This window comes from Flavitalea antarctica (genome assembly GCF_054461535.1).
This window is the reverse complement of record NZ_JBTLQG010000055.1, coordinates 1-22,073: the sequence shown is the minus strand read 5'-3', so window position 1 is coordinate 22,073 and position 22,073 is coordinate 1. Positions and strand designations below refer to the sequence as shown.

The window sequence follows — 22,073 nt, the reverse complement described above, 5'->3', positions numbered from 1 at the left end:
ACATAAGGTCGAAGAGATCCAGGCAGCTATCGGCAACCAGGTGAACATCATATCACTTGCCGGGGCGGGGATCAACATCGATATTCCTGAGCCCCATCCCACACTTGAACTGAATGCCAGTGAAAAGTCAGCGACGATTAAGAAATTGTCCGGCCTTGATTGTTTCAGTGAGGATACGGGACTGGAGGTAGCTTCCCTGGATGGTGAGCCGGGAGTACTTAGTGCGAGGTATGCCGGCGAAGAAAAGTCATTTGAGAAAAACATAGACAAGTTGCTTTCAAAACTTGAGGCTAAACCGGACCGTTCAGCGCGATTCAGAACTGTGATTTCGCTGATCTGGAAAGGGGGCGAGTATCTCTTTGAAGGTATCTGCGAAGGGACCATTACACATGAACGTTTTGGAAGGAATGGTTTTGGATACGATCCTGTTTTTCTTCCTAACGGAACTAACCGTACTTTCGCCGAAATGGATATGAAGGAAAAAAATGCCTTTAGCCATCGGAAGAAAGCGGCCGATAAGCTCATAGACTTCTTAAAAAATCATTCAGTTTAAAACCGACAGGCCAAAAACAAGTAAGGCTCTGAGCCCGTGAACGGCATAATTTTATTTATTTGGACCAACAACGCAACCATATTTTTTCTGAAGCCGACTTAATAAAGGGTTCAGTAGAAGGCGACCGCCGTATACAGGAAGAATTGTATAAAAGATTTTCTCCTAAAATGTATGCCGTTTGCCTGCGTTATGCAAATAATGCCGATGACGCACAGGACCTTTTGCAGGAAGGATTTATAAAAGTTTTTCGCAATCTCCATCGCTTTCGGGCCGAAGGGTCTTTTGAAGGTTGGATGCGAAGGGTTTTTGTCAATACTTCCATCGAACATTTCAGGAGGAAGTCCGCCAAACTTTCCACCGTCAGTGATAAAGAAGAAAGTTCAATCGAGGATAATGATGTAACGGCTTTGGATAGCCTGGCGGAAAAAGACATTATTAACCTGATCCAGGAGCTATCACCAGGTTATAAAACCGTTTTCAATCTTTATGTGATCGAAGGATATTCACACAAAGAAATAGGTGAGTTGCTTGGAATCAGTGAAGGAACGAGTAAATCGCAGCTCGCGAGAGCCAAGGGTATTTTGCAAAAAAAGGTTGCACAGTATCTTTCAGACACTAATAAGTCTTATAGCCGTTAACACTATGTCCACGAGTTTTCAATATCGTCTTCAGCAATTCGAATCAACCCCACCGGATGAATCATGGCAGGTAATATCGAAAAGGCTCGGAGAAGAATTTCAAACTACAGATAGCTTACTTTCAGCAAAACTTACCGGCTTTTTCCAGGAACCTCCAACCGATCTCTGGAGCGCGATAAATACCCGTCTCCCGGCAATGGAAAGTGATTCAGATTTACAGGATCCTGCTGTTCACTCAGGATGGCCTGCAGGAGATCCGGCGTTCGCAGACAAAGCTGTATCGGAACATCCTGCGGCAAGACCCAGCGAAATCAGGTACACAACTGAACAGGGCAAGCCGGCTAAGGTTATTCACGCTTTTAACTGGCGCCGCCTGGCAGCCGCTGCAGCGGTCATTGGGATTTCATTATCTGTCTTGTATTATTTCGCGTCGAAGAGCGAGATGGCAAACCAGCTTTCTGCCACCACCAATCCAGTTAAAACCAAAGTGGCTGAGCCAAAGGTTAATTTACCAATAGAAGGCACGGAGCCGGTTGTTATAGCCCCTGTTACGAGTATGGGTATGTCTACTTCCAAGCTATTCAAAAAGCCCGCTAAGTCCTCGATGAGTGTACTGACAGCATCAGCGCAACAGGCATCTCCTGAGACCGAAGACCCAAATGTTGTGATGACCTATGCAAATGTCAAAGCTCCTGACCCGGTTGTTTCAGAAAAAGACATTGTGATCCCGAATGAACCGATCAGGGACAATAATGGCAACATCATCATGGATGAAAAACTGGTCAGCGCACCTGATGTTAACTATGTGACTGTTACAGGTCCGAATGGAGAGCAGACCAAAATCTCCAAAAAATTTCTTCATGCGTTGAGTTACATGAACGCCGTAAGCGATGATGATCATCTCGGGATCGCCTTGCAGGAAAGCTCAATGTGGAAATGGCTGTTCAAGGAATGGCGTCAGAAGCTATTAAATCAACCTACCTTTATTCCGAGCACAACAAACTTTCTTGATATCATGGAACTGAAAGAAATTCTCCATGAAAACTTCTAATCTTGGCCAGAATAAAAATTGATCTTCCCGCAAACTTAAATTTTCGTATAACCATTCCCGTTCGGATCACCGATGTCAACTATGGTGGTCATGTTGGAAATGACGCTGTATTATCAATCATGCATGAAGCCAGGATGCAGTTTTTAAGACATAATGGCTATTCTGAACTTGAATTTGAAGGAACAGGCCTTATCATGAGTGATGTTGGCATCGAATTCAAAAATGAATTGTTCTATGGCGAATCAATCATTGCGAGTGTAGGTGCAGGCGATTTTTCAAAAGTATCATTCGACCTTTACTATAAATTTGAAAAAGCAGTGGGTGAAAAATTGGTGATCGTGGCTACCGGTAAAACCGGAATGATTTGTTATAACTACGATCTTAAAAAGATTACCGCTGTTCCTGAAGCGGCAAAACTAAAGCTTGGCGCTATTTAAGCTTGCCCTGCTGAGATGCGGCGAATCCGAGCGCTATCTGATAATGCTCTCTCTAATATGTCCCGGATTCACCCGGATCTCAATAATGCTAGTCTGATATGCGCGGAAATTGATTGCTATTTAAGCCTGCCGGTCTGAGATGTGATGGTGGGTCATAGTTTTAGCTATTCCAGATCTTCCAGCTTTCTTCAGCTTGTATCACAAGCATATCATATCCATTTTTTACGGAAGCACCTCTTAGTTGACCTTGCTTCATGAATGTAGTTACCTCAGGGTTATAAACCAGGTCATATAACAGGTGATCCGGGGCCAGCAAATCATAAGGTATCTCAGGAGCCAGGTGAACATCAGGAATTGTTCCCAGCGGAGTGGTATTGATGATTACGGAATACTTTGACATTATCGCTTCGTCAATTTCTTCGTAGATCAGGTCAACATCAACTGACCGGCGCCGGCTGACGACGCTATAGTGTAGTCCGAGTTCCCCCAGGGCATATTTTACAGCTGCTGTTGCCCCTCCATTCCCGAGGATCAGCGCGTGTTTATGATGAGGCTTCAACATACCGCTGATGCTCAGCCGAAAACCTGTAACGTCCGTATTGAAGCCTGTCAGTTGCCCGTCTTTTATCCTGATACAGTTACATGCATTCAAACCTGCCGGAAGTTTACTGGTATCGGTGAGGTAGGCTAACACATCCTTTTTGTAAGGTATAGTAACATTTAAGCCTTCGAGGTCGGGGTAATTTTCCAGTAACCCGGGGAGCAGTTCAATATTTTCGATAGGAAACAATTGATATTCGCAGCCAGTGATACCTTCATTGGCAAATTTATCGGAGAAATATTTGCGTGAAAAGGAATGACCCAACGGATATCCTATCAGCCCGAATCTTCGCATCCTTGTTATTATTTTTTATAGGCTGGTTTAGCGCAAGATCACACGTTTTGTTTATGCAGAAACAGGTCGAAGGTATCACCCCTTAAACCCACCCGCATTGCTTCCAGGGGTAAAACTTCGGTAGGCGCAATATTTCCGAGATTGACATTACAGCCAATCAATTCGATGAAGTACAATTGCTGAGGTTTTTGCGGCGCTTCCCATATTATCTTTTCTTCCGGGATCTGTGTCAGGATTTCCTGGACCAGTCCCTCTCTTACCTCACCGCTGCCCCGGTATATACCAACGTTACCAGCTTCCCTGGCTTCAGCAATAACATATGTTGAGCCGGCTGACAGTTCTGCACGCATCAGCTCAATCCACTTATATGGGGGAATAATGTGTGCGGCGTCCTTGCTTCCTACTTCGCTCAGTACGGTACCGTGTTTAGTGAGCTTCTCGATATAACCGCATTTTTCTGCATGGGGAATATTTATAGATCCATCACTCACTTCCATAAAACTCACACCGAACTCACTGCAGATACTGATATAATCTTCAAACTGATTCCGGATAAGGAAAGCTTCAAATAACGTTCCGCCAAAATAGATAGGCATGTTGTGATCGCGGTAAACTTCCAGCTTCTCCTTAAGATTAGGTGTAACGAAAGAAGTACCAAATCCAAGTTTTACTATGTCGACATGTGGGGAAGAAACACTTAGAAAGTTGTGAACCTCCTGGATACTTAACCCTTTATCCATGACCATGGTAAGTCCATGCGTACGTGGTCTTTGGGTTCTGTCCGGGATCTGCGTAAGATTAAAATTCATGCCTGCTTGTTTTCACTTTACAATTTTAAAACGCGGCAAAAATAGTCAAGAAATTGATAGTAATCGCTAAAAGAAGTATTGCCGGGTAAAGAACCGCTATGTTCAGGTATACATGCAGGATATGCGAAAATCAGATGGACCTGTTCTTTTTGTATCGCGCAACGATGTCGATCACCTGCTGATTCTGAAGTATAGAGGGATTCAGATCAACCAGTTTCTTCAAAAGCTTCGGAGCTTTACTCATTGCTTTTTCCAGTTGGAGCAAGGCTTCCTTCGACTTCCCGGTCTCAAGGTAAACTGCTGTCAGGTAATAATAAAAAATGGGTTTGCCATCAGTCAGCTTCAATGCCGTCTTTACCTGTTCGAGCGCCTCATCATAGTACTCGCCTTTGTAAAGACACCTGATAAGTGCTTCCCAGCTAAAAACATTTCTCGGCCTTTGCCTGACAACATTTGAAAAGTACTGGATTGCTTCTTTATACTCGAGCAGCTGCATTTTGCACTCACCCATGGCGAGATTATACTCAGGCTGCATCTTCTGGATCTGCATGGCAGTTTCAAGTTGTTTGATTGCCATCACCCATTGATGCTCATTAATATAAGTACAAGCAATCTTATAATAAAGCTTACTGTCTTCCTGGTTAAGATGTGATGCCTTGCGGTAATAAAATCTTGCCTGTGCATAGTTCTTCATCCTGTCGTAACAGTGTCCTATCGCTTCGTAAATAACATCCTCGGGACGTGATAATTCAAGCACACGTTCAAGTGCTTCAACCGCATCCTTATACTTACGCAACCTGATGTAAGCATCTCCCATGTTCCGGTATGCATAGTCAAACTTCTCATCAATTGCCACAGCATATTTGTAAGCATCAACGGATTTCTCGTATAACTTCAAACCCTGGTAAGCAGCGGCAAGGTTAAACCAAGCCAGTTCGCTATATGGAAAATCTTCAATGATCTTCTGGTGCAGCCTGATGCTCTCTTCATTGCGTCCCGTAAAATCGGTCCAGAAACAAATCTTATACAAGGCTTCTTCGTTGTTCGGATCCTGCTCAAGGATCAGTTTAAGACAATCAAAGATTTTATCAAACTCTTCGTAATCATCATAAACATCGGCAAGCTCAAATAACATTTCTATTTTTTCCTGTCCTTCAAACAGTCGCAGGGCATTTTCAAGCAATACAACTGCTTTCTCCTGCTGGTCAAGTGCGAGGTAAACGTCGGTCTTGAGTATATAAAGATTGATATCGTTGCTGTCGAGGAGCTCAGCATGGCCGAGAATCGTCAGGGCCTCCTGGTATTTGCGCGTAGCGATCAGGAGATCTGCTTTTTTGATCAGCAGGCTCCCGCTGTAGGGATATTGCTCAATGCCGAGTTCGGCAGCCTCGATCGCCTGGGCCAGGTCTTCCACATCATCGAAATAATCTATGATTTTCTCAAATGCCTCTTCTTCCAGGAATGAATGTCCGCGTCCAGCCTTTAAATTCTGGAACACCTTAACCAATTCCCTGATTTCCTCATTATCCTGTCGAGATGGATTATCTTTCATCTAATTGTGAGATAGGTTTATGTAAACTACTCAATTCATCTACTTTATCCAATTAATTGTTGTTGACATAGTGTTGATAAACAAGCCAGGTGCCAGGCGGATTAAACCGGAATTAAAAATTTTTTGTCCAGGCAAAAGACCTGAAATGGAACCCCTTCATTTTCAATTATATACAAAATGTGTGAAAATAAAATAGGTGTTTATGCAACGATTGGCCCAAATTTTTAATCATTTGTTTGCAATTTCTGTAACTATTTGGTCGGTCGCCCGTTAAAACAATACTAATCTTTTTATAAAAAGGGTTAAAAAGTTCCCAAAAAAAATTATATTTTTGTACACGATGCAAGAAAATTCTACGCTAAAACTTAACCACATGCTCAAAAAATCAATAGTCTCTCTTACATTTTTAGGGGTTGTTGCTCTTGCATTGGCCAGCACTGGTGGTGGAATCAAGAAGAAAAGTAATAAGCTTTTCAATCCTGAATTTACTCCTATTCGCACAAGTAACGGATTCTCAATGAGATCAGGTGTGAATTATTCCGGTAGTACAATCACGTCAAGCCAGCGTAATAAGTCATCGATGAACCTTAATTCATTGGTCACTTATCAGAAGGGAAACGTTATCTATATTTTGCCTAATCAGCACCGTATAAACCTCCCCAGGACCACGAAATCCAACCTGAGCCTTGTGGATGTAAAGATAAATCTTCACAAGTAAGCGAATGTAAGCCCGGTTGATGGCCAGGTTCTCCAGTGTGACTTAAAAGATATCGATTGTTCGTTTGGACAATCTTTTTTTTGCCCGCCAGTTGATGTCGAAGGCCGGACGGCTACGTATCCCTGCTTAAGGCTTTTGCCAGCTTGCCCGGCTTAATTCATTTGCTTGCTTTCCTCATAGGTCATTTCCCGGTAACCCGTTTTGGGGATATCAAACTTCGATGCTGGCACCGGATTAAGATTGATCCTTGACACGGTATACTTTATCCTGAATTTGCCCTGGGTGAGCTCATATTCAAGGGGCAGCCCGTTCAGGTTCCTGAACTGGTAATCGTAGTCTTTGTTCTCAGGTACAATTTCGGGGGTGTAATAAACCGTAAAAACTGACCCATCAGCCAGCTTCGCCTCTGCCTTTGTACAATTATAGCCGGCTATCTGCTTGGTCTCCGTCGTATTAGTGAAAGTAATCCCTTCATATCTTTTATTCTTCTGAGTCCAGTTATCGGGCGTTAACCTGATCAATAGCTTCTGGCCACTTACCTCACGTAGAACCACAGCCGAACCGGTTCGTGAATCGTGAATGGTTGCAGATGAAAACAGCGCACTGACCATCTCTGAGCGGCTAAGGTTACCTTTCAGATATACTGTGGTGGTCGCGCCGTCAAATGCGTCCGCCATCTTGGGCTGCGGACTTCCGGATGTGATTGCTGCATCATAAACCAACGTTAACTCAGAAACTTTCTTCTGACTATAAGCGCGCCCAAAAAAAAATGCGGGCGACAAAAACAGCATCAGGATTATTTTTTTCATGTAAACGTTCATGTTAATGATAACATATCTAAGACGTTACAAACTACGGAATCGTTGTCATAATGTCAAAGACCCGTACTGATTATCATCATCAGAACGGGTCCTTCACAAAACATTATCATATCCCCGCCATGGTAGCGGATTTCATTTACTTATCGCTTGGCAGTGCCACCACTTCCTTTTGTTTTAACCTCCTGGGCTTTTTTCTGTGCCTCCTGAACCTGTTCAAGACGCTCCTGCCATTTGGATTTGACTTTAGGCTTCTTTCGGTTCTCTTCAATCTTCGCCAGGATCTTATCGTGGTCAATAATATAATTATTAATGAACCACTGTAACACAAGGGTAATGATGTTGGAGACCGTATAATACCAGGTGAGTGCCGAAGGCAGACTGTTGAAGATAAACAACATGATGAACGGAAATATATAAGGCATGTACTTAAGCGCCGGATTGCTCTGATCAGGCGTCATGTTCATGTTATATATTGAAATCAGGAAGCTGGTAAATACAGCAAGCAACGTAAACAAGCTGATGTGGTCGCCGAAATATGGTATGGTGAAAGGTAAACGTGCAATCACGTCGTAAGACGCCAGGTTATCGGCCCAGAGAAAGCTTTCACCCCTCAGTGCAATATTGGAATTGAAGAAACTATAAAGCGCAAAAAAGATCGGTATTTGCAACAATGCGGGGATACAACCACCGAGCGGATTCACACCGGCTTCGCGAAACAGCTTCATCTGCTCCATCCCGACAGCCTGCTGATCATTGCCCAGCCTGGCTTTCATTTTTTCAATCTCCGGCCTTAATGCCTTCATCTTTGCACCACTGAGATAACTGGTATATACCAATGGGGAAGTAACGAGGCGTATAACCAGCGTCAATAACAGAATTACTATACCTAAGCTTCCGACAAAGGACCTGAAAAAATCAAACACGGGCATAATAATGAACTTGTTGATCGGCCTTACAAACGCATACATGTCACGTCCAAGGTTAACGATCTTATCCATGTCTTCTGCCTGCTGCTTCAGGATAGTATAGTCGTTGGGCCCGAAATACAATTGCAGGGGCACCGAAGCGACGGCGCCAACGGGAAGTTTCTTTTGCAGATTGGTGGTAACCTCGGCAACCGATAATGCGGTATCCGGAGATCTTACCCACCGTACCTCACCGCTATTGAAATTATCCTTTGCGATCAATGTGGTGTTGAAAAACTGCTGGGCCACACTAACCCATTGAACAGGTTTCTCAAATGTATGCTCCGTCTTCTGCATGATGTAGTCGAAATCATTGTCCTCAACGAAACAAATATTCGACTGTAACCTTTCGTATTTCGCATCCTCTTCTTTTGAAAGCGGCCGGGCATTCCAGGTGAGGTTGAATGCGCCCTGCGTAAGCAGCTTATCCGCCCCATTCATCTGAACGGTCCAGTCGAGCATATAAGAGCCCGACTTAAGTATAAACTGATGTGTGATCTGCTCACCGTTGTTACCTGCCGGTAATGTATAAACTATCGACTGACCATTGTCTGGTGTCCGTGTTATGGTTGGCGCATTAAAATAAAGATCCGCAACCTGTGCTGACTGGGCAGGTCCGGTATTTATTGCATACGATATCCTGTCAAAGGCTGTGCTGTTAAGGACAACCGGCGAACTATCTCTGAGTGATTTGTATTTTTTAAGTTGAACGGTCCGTGGTTGTCCGCCCTTGCTGGAGAAAGTGATTTTGATAACTTCATTCTCAACCACCGTTGTCTCTTCTCTGCCCGAAGTCTTTAGTATTGCAGAAGTATCGTTCGCAACAGCGGCTACAGTGTTTGTATCGCGGATAACCGCCATTGAATCTTTGACCCGCTGAACAAAAGCAAGTGAATCCTTCTCTTTTTGTTGTGCGTAAGCGAGTTCCTTACTATTCTGAGTGGAAAGATATAAATAAACAAAAAGTAACCCGGCTAATAAGACGAAGCCTATTACCGTATTGCGGTCCATACTACCCATTATGACAAATTAATTTAAGGAGTGCAAATATAGGGGTTTGCCGATCAGATCATCTCACTTTGCAGCTGCGGATTTTTGACCGCCAGCTTCAATTCAGCATATTCCTTGGCCGCCTTAATAAAATGAACAAACACGGGTTGTGGATTCTCGACCGTACTTTTTAGCTCCGGATGATACTGTACTCCTATAAAAAACGGGTGCTCGGGCAACTCTATGATCTCAACGAGGCCGCTTTCCGGGTTTTTACCACTGGCAATCATGCCGGCATCCTCGAGCTGGTTGAGGTATTTATTATTAAATTCCCAGCGGTGACGGTGCCTTTCACTGATTACCGGCTCTCCGTAAATTTGTCTAGCCAGCGAACCTTCTTTAAGTTCGCATGGGTAAGAACCGAGACGCATGGTGCCGCCCTTTGTGGTTATTTTCTTCTGCTCTTCCATCAGGTCGATAACAGGATCAGGGGTATCCGGCCTCATTTCGGTAGAATGAGCCTCTTTCAGATTCAATACATTCTGAGCAAATTCGATCACAGCCATCTGCATTCCGAGGCAAATCCCGAAAAACGGCAATTTGTTTTCACGGGCGTATTTGACAGCAGTGATTTTGCCGTCTACACCGCGGTGTCCGAATCCAGGCGCTACCAATAATCCATCAAGGTTCTGAAGTTTTTCAGCCACATTCTCATCCGTAATAAACTCGCTGTGGACATTCACGATCTGCACCTTGCACTCATTGATTGCGCCTGCGTGTACGAATGATTCGAGGATCGACTTATATGCATCCTGTAGTTCAATGTATTTTCCAATCAATCCTATCGTAACCTTACTTTTCGGATATTTTAGCTTGTCAAGGAATTCCTTCCAGCGGGAAAGCTCCGGTTCATTGTATTGAGTGATGTTTAACTTCTTCATGCAGATCTTATCCAGCTTCTCATTCATCATCAGCAAAGGAACTTCATAAATGGTATTGGCATCCATGGCTTCAATCACCGCTTCCTGTTTTACATTACAGAAAAGCGCGATCTTCCTCCTGATTTCCGGGGAAAGGGATTCTTCTGTTCTGCAGACAATGATATCCGGATGAACACCTTCCTGGCTCAGCATCTTTACGCTGTGCTGGGTGGGTTTAGTTTTGAGTTCCTTGGCTGCTTTCAGATAAGGAATCAGGGTCAGGTGTACGACCACGGTATCTTCTTCCGGCAGTTCCCACTGTAACTGGCGCAGTGCTTCAATAAATGGTAAACTTTCAATATCACCAACTGTACCTCCTATCTCGGTGATGATAATGTCAAATTCATTTTTTTGTCCGAGCAACAACATTCTTCTTTTGATCTCGTCGGTGATATGTGGAACAACCTGTACCGTTTTACCGAGATATGATCCTTCTCTTTCTTTATTGATTACCGTTTGGTAAATTTTACCAGTGGTGACATTGTTCGCCTGGGAAGTGAAGATATTAAGGTAGCGTTCGTAGTGACCAAGATCAAGATCCGTTTCAGCGCCATCTTCAGTCACAAAACACTCACCATGCTCATAGGGGTTCAGGGTACCCGGATCTACATTAATATATGGATCAAATTTCTGAATGGTAGGACGCAACCCCCTTGCCTGCAAAAGCTTGGCAAGTGAAGCTGCAATAATACCTTTACCCAGTGAGGACGTTACCCCACCGGTAACAAAAATGTACTTAGCCATGACAGATGGTTAATTTATATGAATAAGTTATTAATAAGTCAAATAATATCGGACCGGAGAATGACCACACTCCGGAAAAATTTAAAGGTAATTTTTGGGAGTAATTTCTGTGATGATTGTAAATATATCAAGGTCGTTAGTACATCCTCCCATCGACCCGGCGGAAACATAAGTAGAATAATTCCTGAAGGTCATGCAAACCTAAGCCAAATTTTCTGACTGAGAAAATCCGATACCCTTGTTGGGGAAAATTTAAGAAAGGAGAAAAAGATAAACGCCTGGGATGGCTGTATATATAACCGACCGAAAAACTATCTGTGAACCGCCTGGATAAACCTGACTGACGGAAGCTTTGAATCGGTAGCAGGACCGGTATTTACGATAGTACCTGAGCTAACCTGTTTGTTTTCAGTGAGTTTTACCGAATGTAACCAGATAATTGCGGCGATTTCCGCCAATAATATAACGTAACTCAGTTTTTCTTTTCTCATAGACTATTAGTTAATCAATTCCAGCCGCACAAAATCCAGGCGTCTTAAAACGATATTCCTGAAGATTTATTTTGACCGGCCCAAATCGGATAGCATTATTTCATAATGTCACAAAGATCCACATCTACACTCAAATTTACTGCAAAAATTGCTCCACTTGCTTCAAATACCATTTTTTTATAATCAATCCTTCAGAATTTTGTCATAACTCGCTACAATTCCGAGAATTAATGAGGAACTAAAGCCCTGGTGCTCCATTTGATTTAGGCCTGCAATAGTACATCCTTTTGGAGTAGTTACCTTATCTATTTCCTGTTCAGGATGTGATTTATTCTTTAACAGGAGATCAGCGGCTCCTTTTACGGTTTGTGCAACGATCAGGTTGGCTGTTGCAGCGTCAAATCCAATCTCAATACCACCCTGGATATTCGCACGGATATACCTCATTGCAAAAGCAGTTCCACATGCACCAAGGACGGTTGCAGCGTCCATCAGTTTCTCATCAATCCAGGCGACCTTTCCAAGCTGGCTGAAAAGATTTTCAATATACCGGACCTGGTCAGCATTTGCACTTAGTGCGGATAGAGTGGTCATGGACTCCTGTATTGCAATAGCTGTATTTGGCATAGCACGAACAATAGGCATTGGCTTAGCTACCGCGTCTCTCAGATGTTTTATTCCCACACCTGTGATCACTGAAACAATGAGGTGTTTTTTTTCATCCAGGTCTTCCCGTATACCTAACAATATCTCATCTATCTGGAACGGTTTAACAGCCAGGATTACCAGTTCAGCAAATCTTACCGCTTCGCCGTTATTATCACTTACCAGCACGCCCTTTTCTGCCAGATCTGAAAGCGTTTTTGTGTTTCGTTTTGTGATGATAATATTTCCAGGAACTGTAAACCCACTTTGAATAAGTCCCTGCGCAATAGCTGTACCCAGGTTTCCGCCGCCGATAATTGCAATTTTTTTATCCATGTTGCGCTTGTTTATAAAGGTTCTAATAGTACCTGTTTTGTGAAAGATAGTTCCTGACATAATCCTCTACCCCTTCCTCCAGGGTATAAAACTGATCTGTGTAACCGGCCGCGATCAGCTTGTGCATATCGGCTTCCGTAAAATACTGGTACTTGTCACGTATGTCCTCAGGCATATCTATAAAATTAATCGCCGGTTTAAGATCCAAACCAGCGAACGTAGCATTTACAAGGTCCTCAAACGCACGCGCCTTGCCGGTTCCGAGGTTATAGATAGCACTGTGCCTACTGGCCCAGTCGCCCCCGGCAAAACAACTTTCCATCAGCCAGTAACACACCTTTAGTATGTCCATCACATAAATAAAATCTCTCAGCTGCTGACCGTCCCTGAAGTCAGGGCGATGTGATCTGAATAAATTGACAACGCCATTTTTCTTTATCTGTCCGAAGGAATGAAAGATAACACTGGCCATTCGTCCCTTGTGATATTCATTCGGCCCGTAAACGTTGAAAAACTTCAGCCCCGCCCAGAACGGTGGACATTGAGTCTGTTTCAGCGCCCATTTGTCGAATTCATTTTTTGAGACGCCATATGGGTTCAGCGGCTTAAGATCGTTTACGATATCATGATTGTCGGAGTAACCATCCGAACCTGAACCATAGGTAGCGGCGGATGATGCGTAAACCAATGGCACCTTTTTAGCAGTGCACCAGTTCCATACCTTTTTTGAATAGTCGACATTCAGGTGCTCATGCACACTATAGTCGAATTCAGTGGTGTCCGTTTTAGCACCGATATGGAAGAAAAATGCGACCGGAGGATCTGAGCTTTCGAGCCATTCAAAAAAAACTTCCCTTTCTATTTTTTCGGTGAATTTTTTTTGCTCCAGGTTGGGAACTTTATCCAGCCGGCTGAAATCATCGACAAGGATAAGATTTTCATAACCGCGTTGGTTAAGATAGCCTACCAGGCAACTTCCGATGAATCCAGCTGCGCCGGTTACTATGATCTGCACGTTTTTATCAGTATTTTTTTCGACGCTATCTCCCATCTTTCCTGGCTGTTTCCTGTTTGACTTAATTCGGCTGAAGTGCCATCGATGCTTCCTCACCGGTGATGATATTTTCGATTGCGGTGTCATAAGCAGACTTCCAATCTTCTATCTTATCCCAGTTCATTCCATCTACTTCCATTTCTCCGGCAGTTACGATTCCCAGTTCTTCACAAGGATGATCGCCTACCAGAGCCTTAAATTCGTTCAACCGGGATTCACTAACGCTTACCACTACACGACTTTGTGCTTCACCGAACCAATACGCATCTTTACGGATCTCCGGGTCCGATGCAACTACATCTACCCCCAGGTTCCGGTTAAAACAACTTTCAAACAATGTTACAGCCAATCCACCTTCACTAACATCATGAGCGGAACTTATCAGTTGTTCAGCAATCAGTCTGCTCAGCAACTTTTGCAGGGCAAGTTCTTCTTCAATCTCGAAATGAGGTGCCGGACTAAATTCTATTCCCTGGATCTTATGCAGGTATTCTGAAGAAGCTATATCATCCGAGCTTCTGCCAAGCAGGAATATGTAATCACCTTCATTCTTGAAATCCATCGTCATTTTTTTGCCGGGATTATCAAGCAGGCCCACCATGCCAATAGTAGGTGTCGGATAAACGGGCCCATCAGGATTCTGATTATAAAAGCTCACATTACCACCCGTGACGGGAGTATTGAACCGAAGACATGCCTCACCCATTCCTTTGATTGCATTCACGAACTGGTAATATACTTCGGGGTCATAAGGATTACCGAAGTTCAGGCAGTTCGTAATGCCAAGAGGTTCACCACCACTGCAGACAATATTCCTCGCAGCTTCTGCTACTGCAATCATTCCGCCTTTGTAAGGATCAGCATAAACATAACGGCTGTTACAATCCGTTGTTAGTGCAAGTGCCTTATTGGTGGGTTTCGCTATTACAACGGCTGCGTCACTTGGCGAATTCGTTGAACAGTTACCGGTTCCAACCATACTGTCATATTGTGTATAAACCCAACGTTTCGAAGCAATGTTTGGAATACTGATGATCTTTTCGGCAACTGATTTCAGATCGTCAGGCACTGTGACAGTAGACGGATCAAACCGGCGGATCTTTTCAAGGTAGCCAGGTTCACGGAATTCGCGATTATATACCGGTGCGCCGCCACCGAGCACAAGGTCGTAAGCCGGAAGTTCGGCTTCAAGGGTTCCGTGCATATAAAAACGGAGAATACCATCCCCGGTAACTTCGCCAATTTCTGAACATGGCAGGTCCCATTTATCAAACACTGCGAGCACTTCTTTTTCTTTTCCCTTCTCAACGACCATAAGCATTCTTTCCTGGCTCTCACTGAGCAAAAGTTCCCAGGCCTTCATGTTTTGTTGCCTGGTTGGCACTTTGTCCAGGTCAATCCGCATTCCTACTTCTCCCTTAGCGCTCATTTCCGACGTGGAACATATGATCCCTGCTGCACCCATATCCTGCATTCCTACAACGGCACCGGTCTGTATGACCTCGAGACAGGCCTCCAGTAATTTCTTCTCCTGGAAAGGATCGCCGACCTGCACAGCGGGAAGTTCACCGGTACTTTCAGCCGTAATATCCGCTGAAGCAAAGGAAGCACCACCGATGCCGTCTTTTCCCGTGGCACTACCCACAAAAAAAACAGGGTTCCCAATGCCTTTTGCTGTAGCCGAAATCGTTTCACCCGCCTTGAGAATCCCAACACTCATCGCATTCACAAGTGGGTTTGTATGATAACATTGCTCGAAATAGATTTCGCCTCCAACAGTAGGAACACCAAAGCAGTTTCCATAATGACCGATTCCTTTCACAACTCCCGCAAGCAAATGCTGGGTTTTTGTTTCAGGAAGATTACCGAACCGCAGTGAATTCAGGGAAGCGATAGGCCTCGCTCCCATGGTGAAAATGTCGCGGTGGATACCACCAACACCGGTAGCTGCTCCCTGGTAAGGTTCGATAGCAGAAGGATGATTATGTGATTCTATTTTAAAAACGACTCCGTATCCATCGCCGATATCCATCAGGCCCGCGTTTTCATCACCGGCCTTTACGAGCATTTTTTCGCCGTCTCTTGGAAGTGTCTTAAGCCATTTGATGGAATTTTTATAGCTGCAGTGTTCGCTCCACATTGCACTGAAGGAGCATAATTCATTGAAATTGGGGGTCCGGCCAAGTTTTTCTTTTATCAGTTCAAATTCTTCTTCAGTTAACCGAAGTTGCTTTGCTGTTTTAACTGTTATTTCCATGGTGCAGCAAAAGTACAAAAAACAAGATCAGTCTGTAAGATCGTTATGAAGAGTAGCAAAATATTCTTCTGTTATCCGTTGCATTTCAAATTTTTGGATAACAAATGCACGGCCCTGCCTGCCCATTTCGAGCCTTTCTGATTCAGACATATTAATCACCTTCTCCATTTTGTCTGCCAGGTCAAACGGGTCCTTAATCTTACATAAGATGCCGGATTCATTGTTCAACACGACATCACGGCAACCCCTGGCTGCGGAGGTGATTACCGGTAGTTCCATTGCAGCAGCCTCCAGAAGGCAGCGGGGAATCCCTTCATTATAAAAAGATGGAAATATAAAACAATGCGCTGCTGAGAGATAAGGCCTGACGTCGCGTGCGAAGCCTTTGTAGGTTATCAGTTTTTCTTTTTGCCATCCCTCAATATCTGTTTCTGATATGGAATCGGGATGATGGTCTTCAAAAAATCCCAGCAATTCAAAATCGACGTCGTAATGTTTTTTCCTGAGTATCCTTGCGGCATCTGCATAGATCATGATGCCCTTACTTTTCAGAAGTCTTGTACTCATGATAAAAGTAAAGCGCGGATTGCGGGCACGTTTCGTGGCCGGAGAAAAAAATGTGGTGTTGATTCCTTCTCCAGGCATCACTTTCATTTTAGCAATTCCAACAATATTCTCAGCAATAAAAATCTTGGCATCCTCATTATTCAGGAACCAGACTTCCCTGGCTTTACGGAGAGAAAATTTGTACAGGCCCTTCATGACATAAAAAAGCCAGTTTCTTTTTGCGAACGGGTACCCAAGGCCTGTTATAACTGCAACAGAAGGTATATCGGTGGCTGCGGCTGCAAGTGAGCCATAAATATTTGGCTTTGCCACATAATGAAAAATGAAGTCGGGTTTGTTTTCTGCATAGAGCTTTTTGAGCTTGCGGTAAAACAGATAATCCTGCACCGGATCAGCGGTTTTATTATTGAAAGTAATCGGGATAAAACGGCAACCGGCTTCAATCAGCTCCATACTATATTCATCATCGGGCGCGATGACCAGTATATCGTGCCCGGCTTCCATGAGTGACCTGATTACATCCAGTCTGAAGTTGTATACGGACCAGGCACTATTTGAAACAAAAGCAATCAGTTTTACAGGGTTGTCCCGAATCATGCGCTGAATTGTCCTCAAATTTATACATTTAACCAGTATCACAATTCTTATTAGTGAGAAGAGGTTGCTAACTTGGGCCGTTAAGTAACTACAGCTATTCCCATGTTTGTTTTCGCGGCAGTTTTATTGTTTACCATACTGGCAATACTGTGGTTGTGTCGGGCTACACCAAAGGATCAGTTTGGGCTGACCAATTCCCGGATTGCACTGGCCTTTAGTTTTAAGGTCTTGATGGGCTGCCTCTATGGCTACATTTTTCTTTTGAAATATGACGGCGATGACACCTGGTGGTTGAATGAATTATCGCTCGAACAACAGGATCTGCTGAAAACTGATCCATGGTGGTTTTTTGCAGAAATGAGCCCGCTGCTGGCGATTGATAAGGGAGAAGGTGCGGCTTATTTTTACCTGTCCGACCTGGAGATCTGGTTACTGACAAAACCATATGCATTTCTCAATTTTCTGAGTGGGGGGAACTATTATTTAAACATCGTTTTTTTCAACATCCCGGTATTTTTCGGGCATTACTGGTTGTACCGGATGATAAGGGAAAAAGCAGGTGCGCCTCGCGGGCCGTTATTCGCAGCGGTTTTCCTCTTTCCCCCGGTTGTATTCTGGCTCAGCGGGCTCCGGGCGGACGGCTTATTATTGTTCAGCATCATGCTTTCGTTCATGCAGTTCGACAAACTGCTCAACCGGCTTACACTGAGGGCAGTCGTGCTTTTTTTGCTTGCTGTGCTTATGATTTTCATCCTCCGGAGCCTTTTGTTGATCCTGCTCGTTCCGGCTTTTGTAAGCTGGTTAATGGTCGTCAGGACAAAACGAAACCCTGTTCGGGTGTTTGCCCTTGTTTATGGTACCTGTGTAGTCATTTTCCTGGGATCTATGCTGCTCTTCCCCTCCGGAAATCCGGCAACGATGATTGCAAACCGCCAGCAGGCATTTTTCGAACTGGAAGGGAACACCCGTTTTGCACTCGATACCCTAAAACCGGACTTGCTGAGCTTTTTGAAGCTGATGCCCCAGGCTGCCAATAACACATTTTTGCGGCCATACCCCTGGGAGGCTAAGGGAGCGCTACAATTCGCTTCTGTACTGGAAGTAGCGTTGTTATTCTTTCTTCTTCTTCTTGCACTATTGAGGCCTGTACCTGCCTGGAAATCAATCCTGACTAATCCTTTTCTCTTATCCCTTATCTTCTTCGCAGTTTCCCTGTACCTGATCACGGGTTATATTGTACCGTTCCCGGGAGCGATTGTGAGATATAAGATCATTGGGGAGTTGTTTCTCATAGCTACAATGGTATGTTGTATAGACTGGAAATTCCTGCAGGAATTCACATTACACAAATTCAATATATCTAAAAATATTTAATATTTATTTTTAGCATCTGTTTTTGGTTTTTCATCATGATTTTTCCATTTTTTGGCCCATTTTATTAACAAATTTCCCGAAAATCGCAGTTTCGCCACATTTACTTTGTTTAAAAACGAGTTTTTTCGTTTATTTGCCAAAACTATAACAACCAATGGAATCATTACGTTTTCAAGCAATCAACGATCTGAGTAAGGCTGCGCCCGTGGAAGTCGATGGCTCAATGAAGATCACCGCCATTTTTGGTGAAAATGTTTTCACCATGAAAGTTGCACGTGAATTTTTAAGCGATGAAGCCTTTAAAAGTCTGAATTCTTCTATAAAGGGATCGAAGAAGATTGACAGGATGATGGCTAACCAGATAGCCGCCGGCGTCCGCCAGTGGGCAGAAAGTAAGGGTGTAAGTCACTTTACGCACTGGTTTCAGCCATTAACCGGATCTTCAGCTGAAAAGCATGATTCGTTTTTTACAATAAAAAGTGATGGTACTGCTCTTGAAGAATTTGACGGAGCGGCACTTATCCAGCAGGAACCTGACGCATCTTCGTTCCCCAGTGGTGGATTAAGAGCAACTTTTGAGGCACGGGGTTACACTGCCTGGGATCCATCATCACCGGCTTTTATCATGGAAATTGGCCAGGGCAAAACGCTTTGTATTCCAACACTTTTTGTTTCCTATACCGGTGAGTCGCTGGATTATAAAGCACCATTGCTCAAGGCACTCGAATCATTGAACAGGTCGGCCGTTGAAGTTTGTCACTATTTCGATAAAAATGTAAATAAGGTAACAGCAACCCTCGGATGGGAGCAGGAATATTTTGTGGTCGATGAAGGTTTGTTCAATGCAAGACCTGACCTGGTAATGAGCGGCCGTACCGTATTCGGTCATTCACCTGCAAAAGGACAACAGCTGGAAGATCATTATTTCGGATCAATACCGGAAAGGATCTATGCCTTTATGCGCGACTTCGAGACTGAATCTTACAAACTGGGCATTCCTTTAAGAACCCGTCATAATGAAGTGGCTCCGGCACAGTTCGAGTGTGCGCCTATCTTTGAAGAAGTGAGCGTTGCGGTGGATCATAACCTGCTCCTCATGGATATCATGGACCGTGTAGCCCGCCGTCACAAACTGCGTGTATTGTTGCATGAAAAACCGTTCGCCGGCATTAACGGTAGCGGTAAACACAATAACTGGTCAATGGCTACCGATACCGGCGTTAACCTGCTGGCTCCCGGAAAAACGCCAAAGACAAACCTGATGTTCCTCACCTTTTTTGTAAATACGATCAAGGCGGTACATGATTACGCTGACCTGTTGAGAGCAGCTATTGCTTCTGCAGGAAACGATCACCGTCTTGGTGCAAACGAAGCCCCACCTGCTATCATTTCTGTATTTATCGGGCAATATCTAACCAAGGTATTGGGTGATGTAAAAGAAAGAGTCGGCGGAAAATTTGATGAGCAGGATGAAGCCATCCTGAAGCTCGACCTTCACAGAAGTATCCCTGAACTGTTACTCGACAATACGGATCGTAACCGTACCTCCCCATTTGCATTTACCGGGAACAAATTCGAGTTCCGCGCCGTTGGTTCCACTGCGAACTGCGCAAACGCAATGACCGTTCTGAATACCATCATGGCCGAAACCTTAAAGAAATTTAAGAAAGACGTTGATTCACTGATTGAGAAAGGCGATAAAAAAGAGATCGCGATCATGCATGTGATCCGTGAGTATGTTGTTGCCAGTGAAAAAGTATTATTTGAGGGCGACGGTTATAGCGAGGAATGGCACAAGGAAGCCGAGAAACGCGGGTTACCAAATGTCCGCACTTCTCCCCTTGCACTCGATGCAATGACCACAGACAAGGCAAAAGCACTTTTCGAACATAACAATGTTTACACTCATTCTGAGCTGGAAGCGCGTCACGAAATTGAGCTGGAGAAATATCTGAAGAAAGTTCAGATCGAGGCACGTATCATGGGTGAGCTTGTTACAAGCCATATCCTTCCTGCAGCTATACAATACCAGAACACGCTCATCAGTAATATACAGGGATTGAAAGCTATCGGACTTGATGAATCAGCCTATGCCAATCAGCAACAAATTGTAGCTAAGATTTCTGAGCATATCGGTAAGGTGAGTGACCTGGTGGAGAAAATGATCCAGGAGCGTAAGATCGTGAACGCGATGACCGATACCAGGACAAGGTCCATTGCTTATTGCTCACGAATCAAGGATACTTTCTTTGACCCAATCCGTTACAGCGTAGACAAACTTGAATTGCTTTGCGGTGATGAATACTGGTTGTTACCAAAATACAGGGAAATGTTATTCCTGAGATAATTAATAAGCGGAGCCATGATTCAATTCAGTGCTTCACGCTATGATAAAAGAAAGATCCCGGTTGCCATGGTAACCGGGATCTTTCTTTTATAACATTCCTATCCTCAGCGGGATCTTTCTATTGTAAGACTCCTGTCGTAACCGGGATCTTTCTTTTATTAAATTCCTGAAGTTGTCTCTTATTTTATAAGTTGCTTTTCCCCGTTCAGCGTCTCTTTGGCCCATCTGAGCGCAATGGAAAGCTGCTCCTTCATGGACAGTTTTGAATTATCCAGAACACGCGCGTCAGGCGCCTGCTTCAGCGGACTTATCTCGCGGTGGGAGTCGATATAATCCCTCAATTCAAGATTTGCCTTTACTTCTTCAATTGTTATGTTTGGATTTTTTTCGTAGAGTTCCTTGAATCTCCGCTCAACCCTGATCTCATTGTCTGCAGTCATAAAGATCTTAAGCTCGGCGTTAGGGAAAACGACGGTTCCGATATCCCGTCCATCCATAACGATCCCCTTATTCTCCCCCATAAGTTTTTGCTGGGCCACGGCAAATTCCCTCACCTCTTTCACTGCTGCTACCTCACTTACTTTTTCAGCGACTACAAGATCACGGATCACATATTCGACGTTCTCCCCGTTAAGATGCATTTCACTGTTCCGGCTTTTTTCATTGTGTATAAACTCCAGTGTGATATCGTTCAGGGCATGCTGAACAATTTTGTGTTTGGTCCAGTCGATATGATTACGGAGAAAGTAAAGGGTAATTGCCCTGTACATCGCCCCGCTGTCTATATAGACATAGCCGAGTTCAGTAGCAAGTTGTTTGGCAACTGTGCTTTTGCCGCAGGATGACCATCCATCTATCGTAATAATGATTTTCTTTGCCATAGTTACAATTGCAAAAATGCAGAAAAAAAAGGAGTTACAAACGATTTGAGACCCGGATCAAACAAATTTCACCTGGTATATGCCGGTCACGATTTACGGACTGATTCAGCCGGCAGAAACTGTTTTATCCTTGGTGACTAACTTTCTTGCATTGTTGTCCTTAAGCCTGTTAATCATTACCAGGGCGGGTGTAAGCGTTAGGAGAAAAATCAGGTTCTCAACATTGTAAATTTGAAAAATGAGCCAGCCACCCACAAAAAATAACAGGTAAGAGATCATCAGTAATTTATCCCATCTCAGACTTATAAACCCCAAAATAAAAACTGCTTCAATCAGTATCAGGACGATCCATATCGAATGAGCCCAGGCCC

20 protein-coding genes are annotated in these 22,073 nt (G+C 44.0%); 7 read left to right on the top strand and 13 right to left on the bottom strand.

Translation table 11 applies throughout. The annotated features are described in order from the left end of the window. The 4 genes from rdgB to ACX0G7_RS26140 form a co-directional block, all read left to right on the top strand. The coding region (gene rdgB / locus ACX0G7_RS26155) for an RdgB/HAM1 family non-canonical purine NTP pyrophosphatase (protein ID WP_458926499.1) at positions 1-553 on the top strand (553 nt) is incomplete at its 5' end. A 59-nt stretch (positions 554-612) separates the two neighbouring features. Next, positions 613-1,191, top strand: a complete 579-nt coding sequence (locus tag ACX0G7_RS26150) for an RNA polymerase sigma factor (protein ID WP_458926498.1) — start codon at positions 613-615, stop codon at positions 1,189-1,191. A 4-nt stretch (positions 1,192-1,195) separates the two neighbouring features. Continuing rightward, complete coding sequence (locus tag ACX0G7_RS26145; RefSeq protein WP_458926497.1) at positions 1,196-2,242, top strand: hypothetical protein; 1,047 nt, start codon at positions 1,196-1,198, stop codon at positions 2,240-2,242. A gap of 2 nt (positions 2,243-2,244) precedes the next feature. Beyond that, positions 2,245-2,679, top strand: a complete 435-nt coding sequence (locus ACX0G7_RS26140) for an acyl-CoA thioesterase (protein ID WP_458926496.1) — start codon at positions 2,245-2,247, stop codon at positions 2,677-2,679. A gap of 160 nt (positions 2,680-2,839) precedes the next feature. Here ACX0G7_RS26140 and ACX0G7_RS26135 read toward each other — a convergent pair whose 3' ends face one another. The 3 genes from ACX0G7_RS26135 to ACX0G7_RS26125 all read right to left on the bottom strand — a co-directional run bounded on the left by ACX0G7_RS26135 (position 2,840) and on the right by ACX0G7_RS26125 (position 5,935). Next, a complete protein-coding gene (locus ACX0G7_RS26135) occupies positions 2,840-3,574 on the bottom strand; it encodes a shikimate dehydrogenase family protein (RefSeq protein WP_458926495.1) in 735 nt (244 codons plus the stop codon). A 38-nt stretch (positions 3,575-3,612) separates the two neighbouring features. After that, a complete protein-coding gene (locus ACX0G7_RS26130; protein ID WP_458926494.1) occupies positions 3,613-4,383 on the bottom strand; it encodes a phosphosulfolactate synthase in 771 nt (256 codons plus the stop codon). A gap of 130 nt (positions 4,384-4,513) precedes the next feature. Next, a complete protein-coding gene (locus ACX0G7_RS26125) occupies positions 4,514-5,935 on the bottom strand; it encodes a tetratricopeptide repeat protein (RefSeq protein WP_458926493.1) in 1,422 nt (473 codons plus the stop codon). A 373-nt stretch (positions 5,936-6,308) separates the two neighbouring features. On the opposite strand from ACX0G7_RS26125, the gene ACX0G7_RS26120 reads away from it, so the two are divergent. Continuing rightward, complete coding sequence (locus ACX0G7_RS26120; RefSeq protein ID WP_458926492.1) at positions 6,309-6,653, top strand: hypothetical protein; 345 nt, start codon at positions 6,309-6,311, stop codon at positions 6,651-6,653. Between the two features lie 152 nt (positions 6,654-6,805). Here ACX0G7_RS26120 and ACX0G7_RS26115 read toward each other — a convergent pair whose 3' ends face one another. From ACX0G7_RS26115 to ACX0G7_RS26080, 8 genes are all read right to left on the bottom strand, one after another. Next, complete coding sequence (locus ACX0G7_RS26115) at positions 6,806-7,462, bottom strand: hypothetical protein (protein WP_458926491.1); 657 nt, start codon at positions 7,460-7,462, stop codon at positions 6,806-6,808. A 152-nt stretch (positions 7,463-7,614) separates the two neighbouring features. Then, a complete protein-coding gene (gene yidC / locus ACX0G7_RS26110) occupies positions 7,615-9,459 on the bottom strand; it encodes a membrane protein insertase YidC (RefSeq protein ID WP_458926490.1) in 1,845 nt (614 codons plus the stop codon). A gap of 44 nt (positions 9,460-9,503) precedes the next feature. Then, complete coding sequence (locus ACX0G7_RS26105) at positions 9,504-11,153, bottom strand: CTP synthase (protein ID WP_458926489.1); 1,650 nt, start codon at positions 11,151-11,153, stop codon at positions 9,504-9,506. A 311-nt stretch (positions 11,154-11,464) separates the two neighbouring features. Continuing rightward, complete coding sequence (locus tag ACX0G7_RS26100) at positions 11,465-11,644, bottom strand: hypothetical protein (RefSeq protein ID WP_458926488.1); 180 nt, start codon at positions 11,642-11,644, stop codon at positions 11,465-11,467. 183 nt (positions 11,645-11,827) lie between these two features. After that, a complete protein-coding gene (proC, locus tag ACX0G7_RS26095; RefSeq protein WP_458926487.1) occupies positions 11,828-12,625 on the bottom strand; it encodes a pyrroline-5-carboxylate reductase in 798 nt (265 codons plus the stop codon). 22 nt (positions 12,626-12,647) lie between these two features. Next, positions 12,648-13,676 (bottom strand): ADP-glyceromanno-heptose 6-epimerase, encoded by a 1,029-nt coding sequence (rfaD, locus tag ACX0G7_RS26090; RefSeq protein ID WP_458926486.1) that lies wholly within the window; start codon positions 13,674-13,676, stop codon positions 12,648-12,650. A 25-nt stretch (positions 13,677-13,701) separates the two neighbouring features. Then, entirely contained in the window at positions 13,702-15,936 is a 2,235-nt protein-coding gene (purL, locus tag ACX0G7_RS26085) for a phosphoribosylformylglycinamidine synthase subunit PurL (protein ID WP_458926485.1), read from the bottom strand. A gap of 27 nt (positions 15,937-15,963) precedes the next feature. Then, entirely contained in the window at positions 15,964-17,100 is a 1,137-nt protein-coding gene (locus ACX0G7_RS26080; RefSeq protein WP_458926484.1) for a glycosyltransferase family 4 protein, read from the bottom strand. Positions 17,101-17,202: 102 nt separating this feature from the next. On the opposite strand from ACX0G7_RS26080, the gene ACX0G7_RS26075 reads away from it, so the two are divergent. Next, on the top strand, positions 17,203-18,474 hold the full coding sequence (locus ACX0G7_RS26075) for a hypothetical protein (RefSeq protein ID WP_458926483.1): 1,272 nt from the start codon (positions 17,203-17,205) through the stop codon (positions 18,472-18,474). Between the two features lie 154 nt (positions 18,475-18,628). After that, complete coding sequence (locus ACX0G7_RS26070) at positions 18,629-20,821, top strand: glutamine synthetase III family protein (RefSeq protein WP_458926482.1); 2,193 nt, start codon at positions 18,629-18,631, stop codon at positions 20,819-20,821. A 179-nt stretch (positions 20,822-21,000) separates the two neighbouring features. On the opposite strand, the gene cmk is transcribed toward ACX0G7_RS26070, so the two are convergent. Beyond that, entirely contained in the window at positions 21,001-21,702 is a 702-nt protein-coding gene (gene cmk / locus ACX0G7_RS26065; protein WP_458926481.1) for a (d)CMP kinase, read from the bottom strand. Positions 21,703-21,807: 105 nt separating this feature from the next. Next, on the bottom strand, positions 21,808-22,073 hold a 266-nt coding region (locus ACX0G7_RS26060; RefSeq protein ID WP_458926480.1), incomplete at its 5' end, for a hypothetical protein.

Bases quoted from the DNA above. Each gene is read 5' to 3' on its own strand.
- ACX0G7_RS26130 (WP_458926494.1), bottom strand. From the start codon at position 4,383: ATGAATTTTAATCTTACGCAGATCCCGGACAGAACCCAAAGACCACGT.
- purL (WP_458926485.1), bottom strand. From the start codon at position 15,936: ATGGAAATAACAGTTAAAACAGCAAAGCAACTTCGGTTAACTGAAGAA.
- ACX0G7_RS26115 (WP_458926491.1), bottom strand. From the start codon at position 7,462: ATGAAAAAAATAATCCTGATGCTGTTTTTGTCGCCCGCATTTTTTTTT.
- ACX0G7_RS26070 (WP_458926482.1), top strand. From the start codon at position 18,629: ATGGAATCATTACGTTTTCAAGCAATCAACGATCTGAGTAAGGCTGCG.
- ACX0G7_RS26100 (WP_458926488.1), bottom strand. From the start codon at position 11,644: ATGAGAAAAGAAAAACTGAGTTACGTTATATTATTGGCGGAAATCGCC.
- ACX0G7_RS26120 (WP_458926492.1), top strand. From the start codon at position 6,309: ATGCTCAAAAAATCAATAGTCTCTCTTACATTTTTAGGGGTTGTTGCT.
- ACX0G7_RS26105 (WP_458926489.1), bottom strand. From the start codon at position 11,153: ATGGCTAAGTACATTTTTGTTACCGGTGGGGTAACGTCCTCACTGGGT.
- proC (WP_458926487.1), bottom strand. From the start codon at position 12,625: ATGGATAAAAAAATTGCAATTATCGGCGGCGGAAACCTGGGTACAGCT.
- ACX0G7_RS26080 (WP_458926484.1), bottom strand. From the start codon at position 17,100: ATGATTCGGGACAACCCTGTAAAACTGATTGCTTTTGTTTCAAATAGT.
- rfaD (WP_458926486.1), bottom strand. From the start codon at position 13,676: ATGGGAGATAGCGTCGAAAAAAATACTGATAAAAACGTGCAGATCATA.
- ACX0G7_RS26075 (WP_458926483.1), top strand. From the start codon at position 17,203: ATGTTTGTTTTCGCGGCAGTTTTATTGTTTACCATACTGGCAATACTG.
- yidC (WP_458926490.1), bottom strand. From the start codon at position 9,459: ATGGGTAGTATGGACCGCAATACGGTAATAGGCTTCGTCTTATTAGCC.
- ACX0G7_RS26135 (WP_458926495.1), bottom strand. From the start codon at position 3,574: ATGCGAAGATTCGGGCTGATAGGATATCCGTTGGGTCATTCCTTTTCA.
- ACX0G7_RS26145 (WP_458926497.1), top strand. From the start codon at position 1,196: ATGTCCACGAGTTTTCAATATCGTCTTCAGCAATTCGAATCAACCCCA.
- ACX0G7_RS26125 (WP_458926493.1), bottom strand. From the start codon at position 5,935: ATGAAAGATAATCCATCTCGACAGGATAATGAGGAAATCAGGGAATTG.
- cmk (WP_458926481.1), bottom strand. From the start codon at position 21,702: ATGGCAAAGAAAATCATTATTACGATAGATGGATGGTCATCCTGCGGC.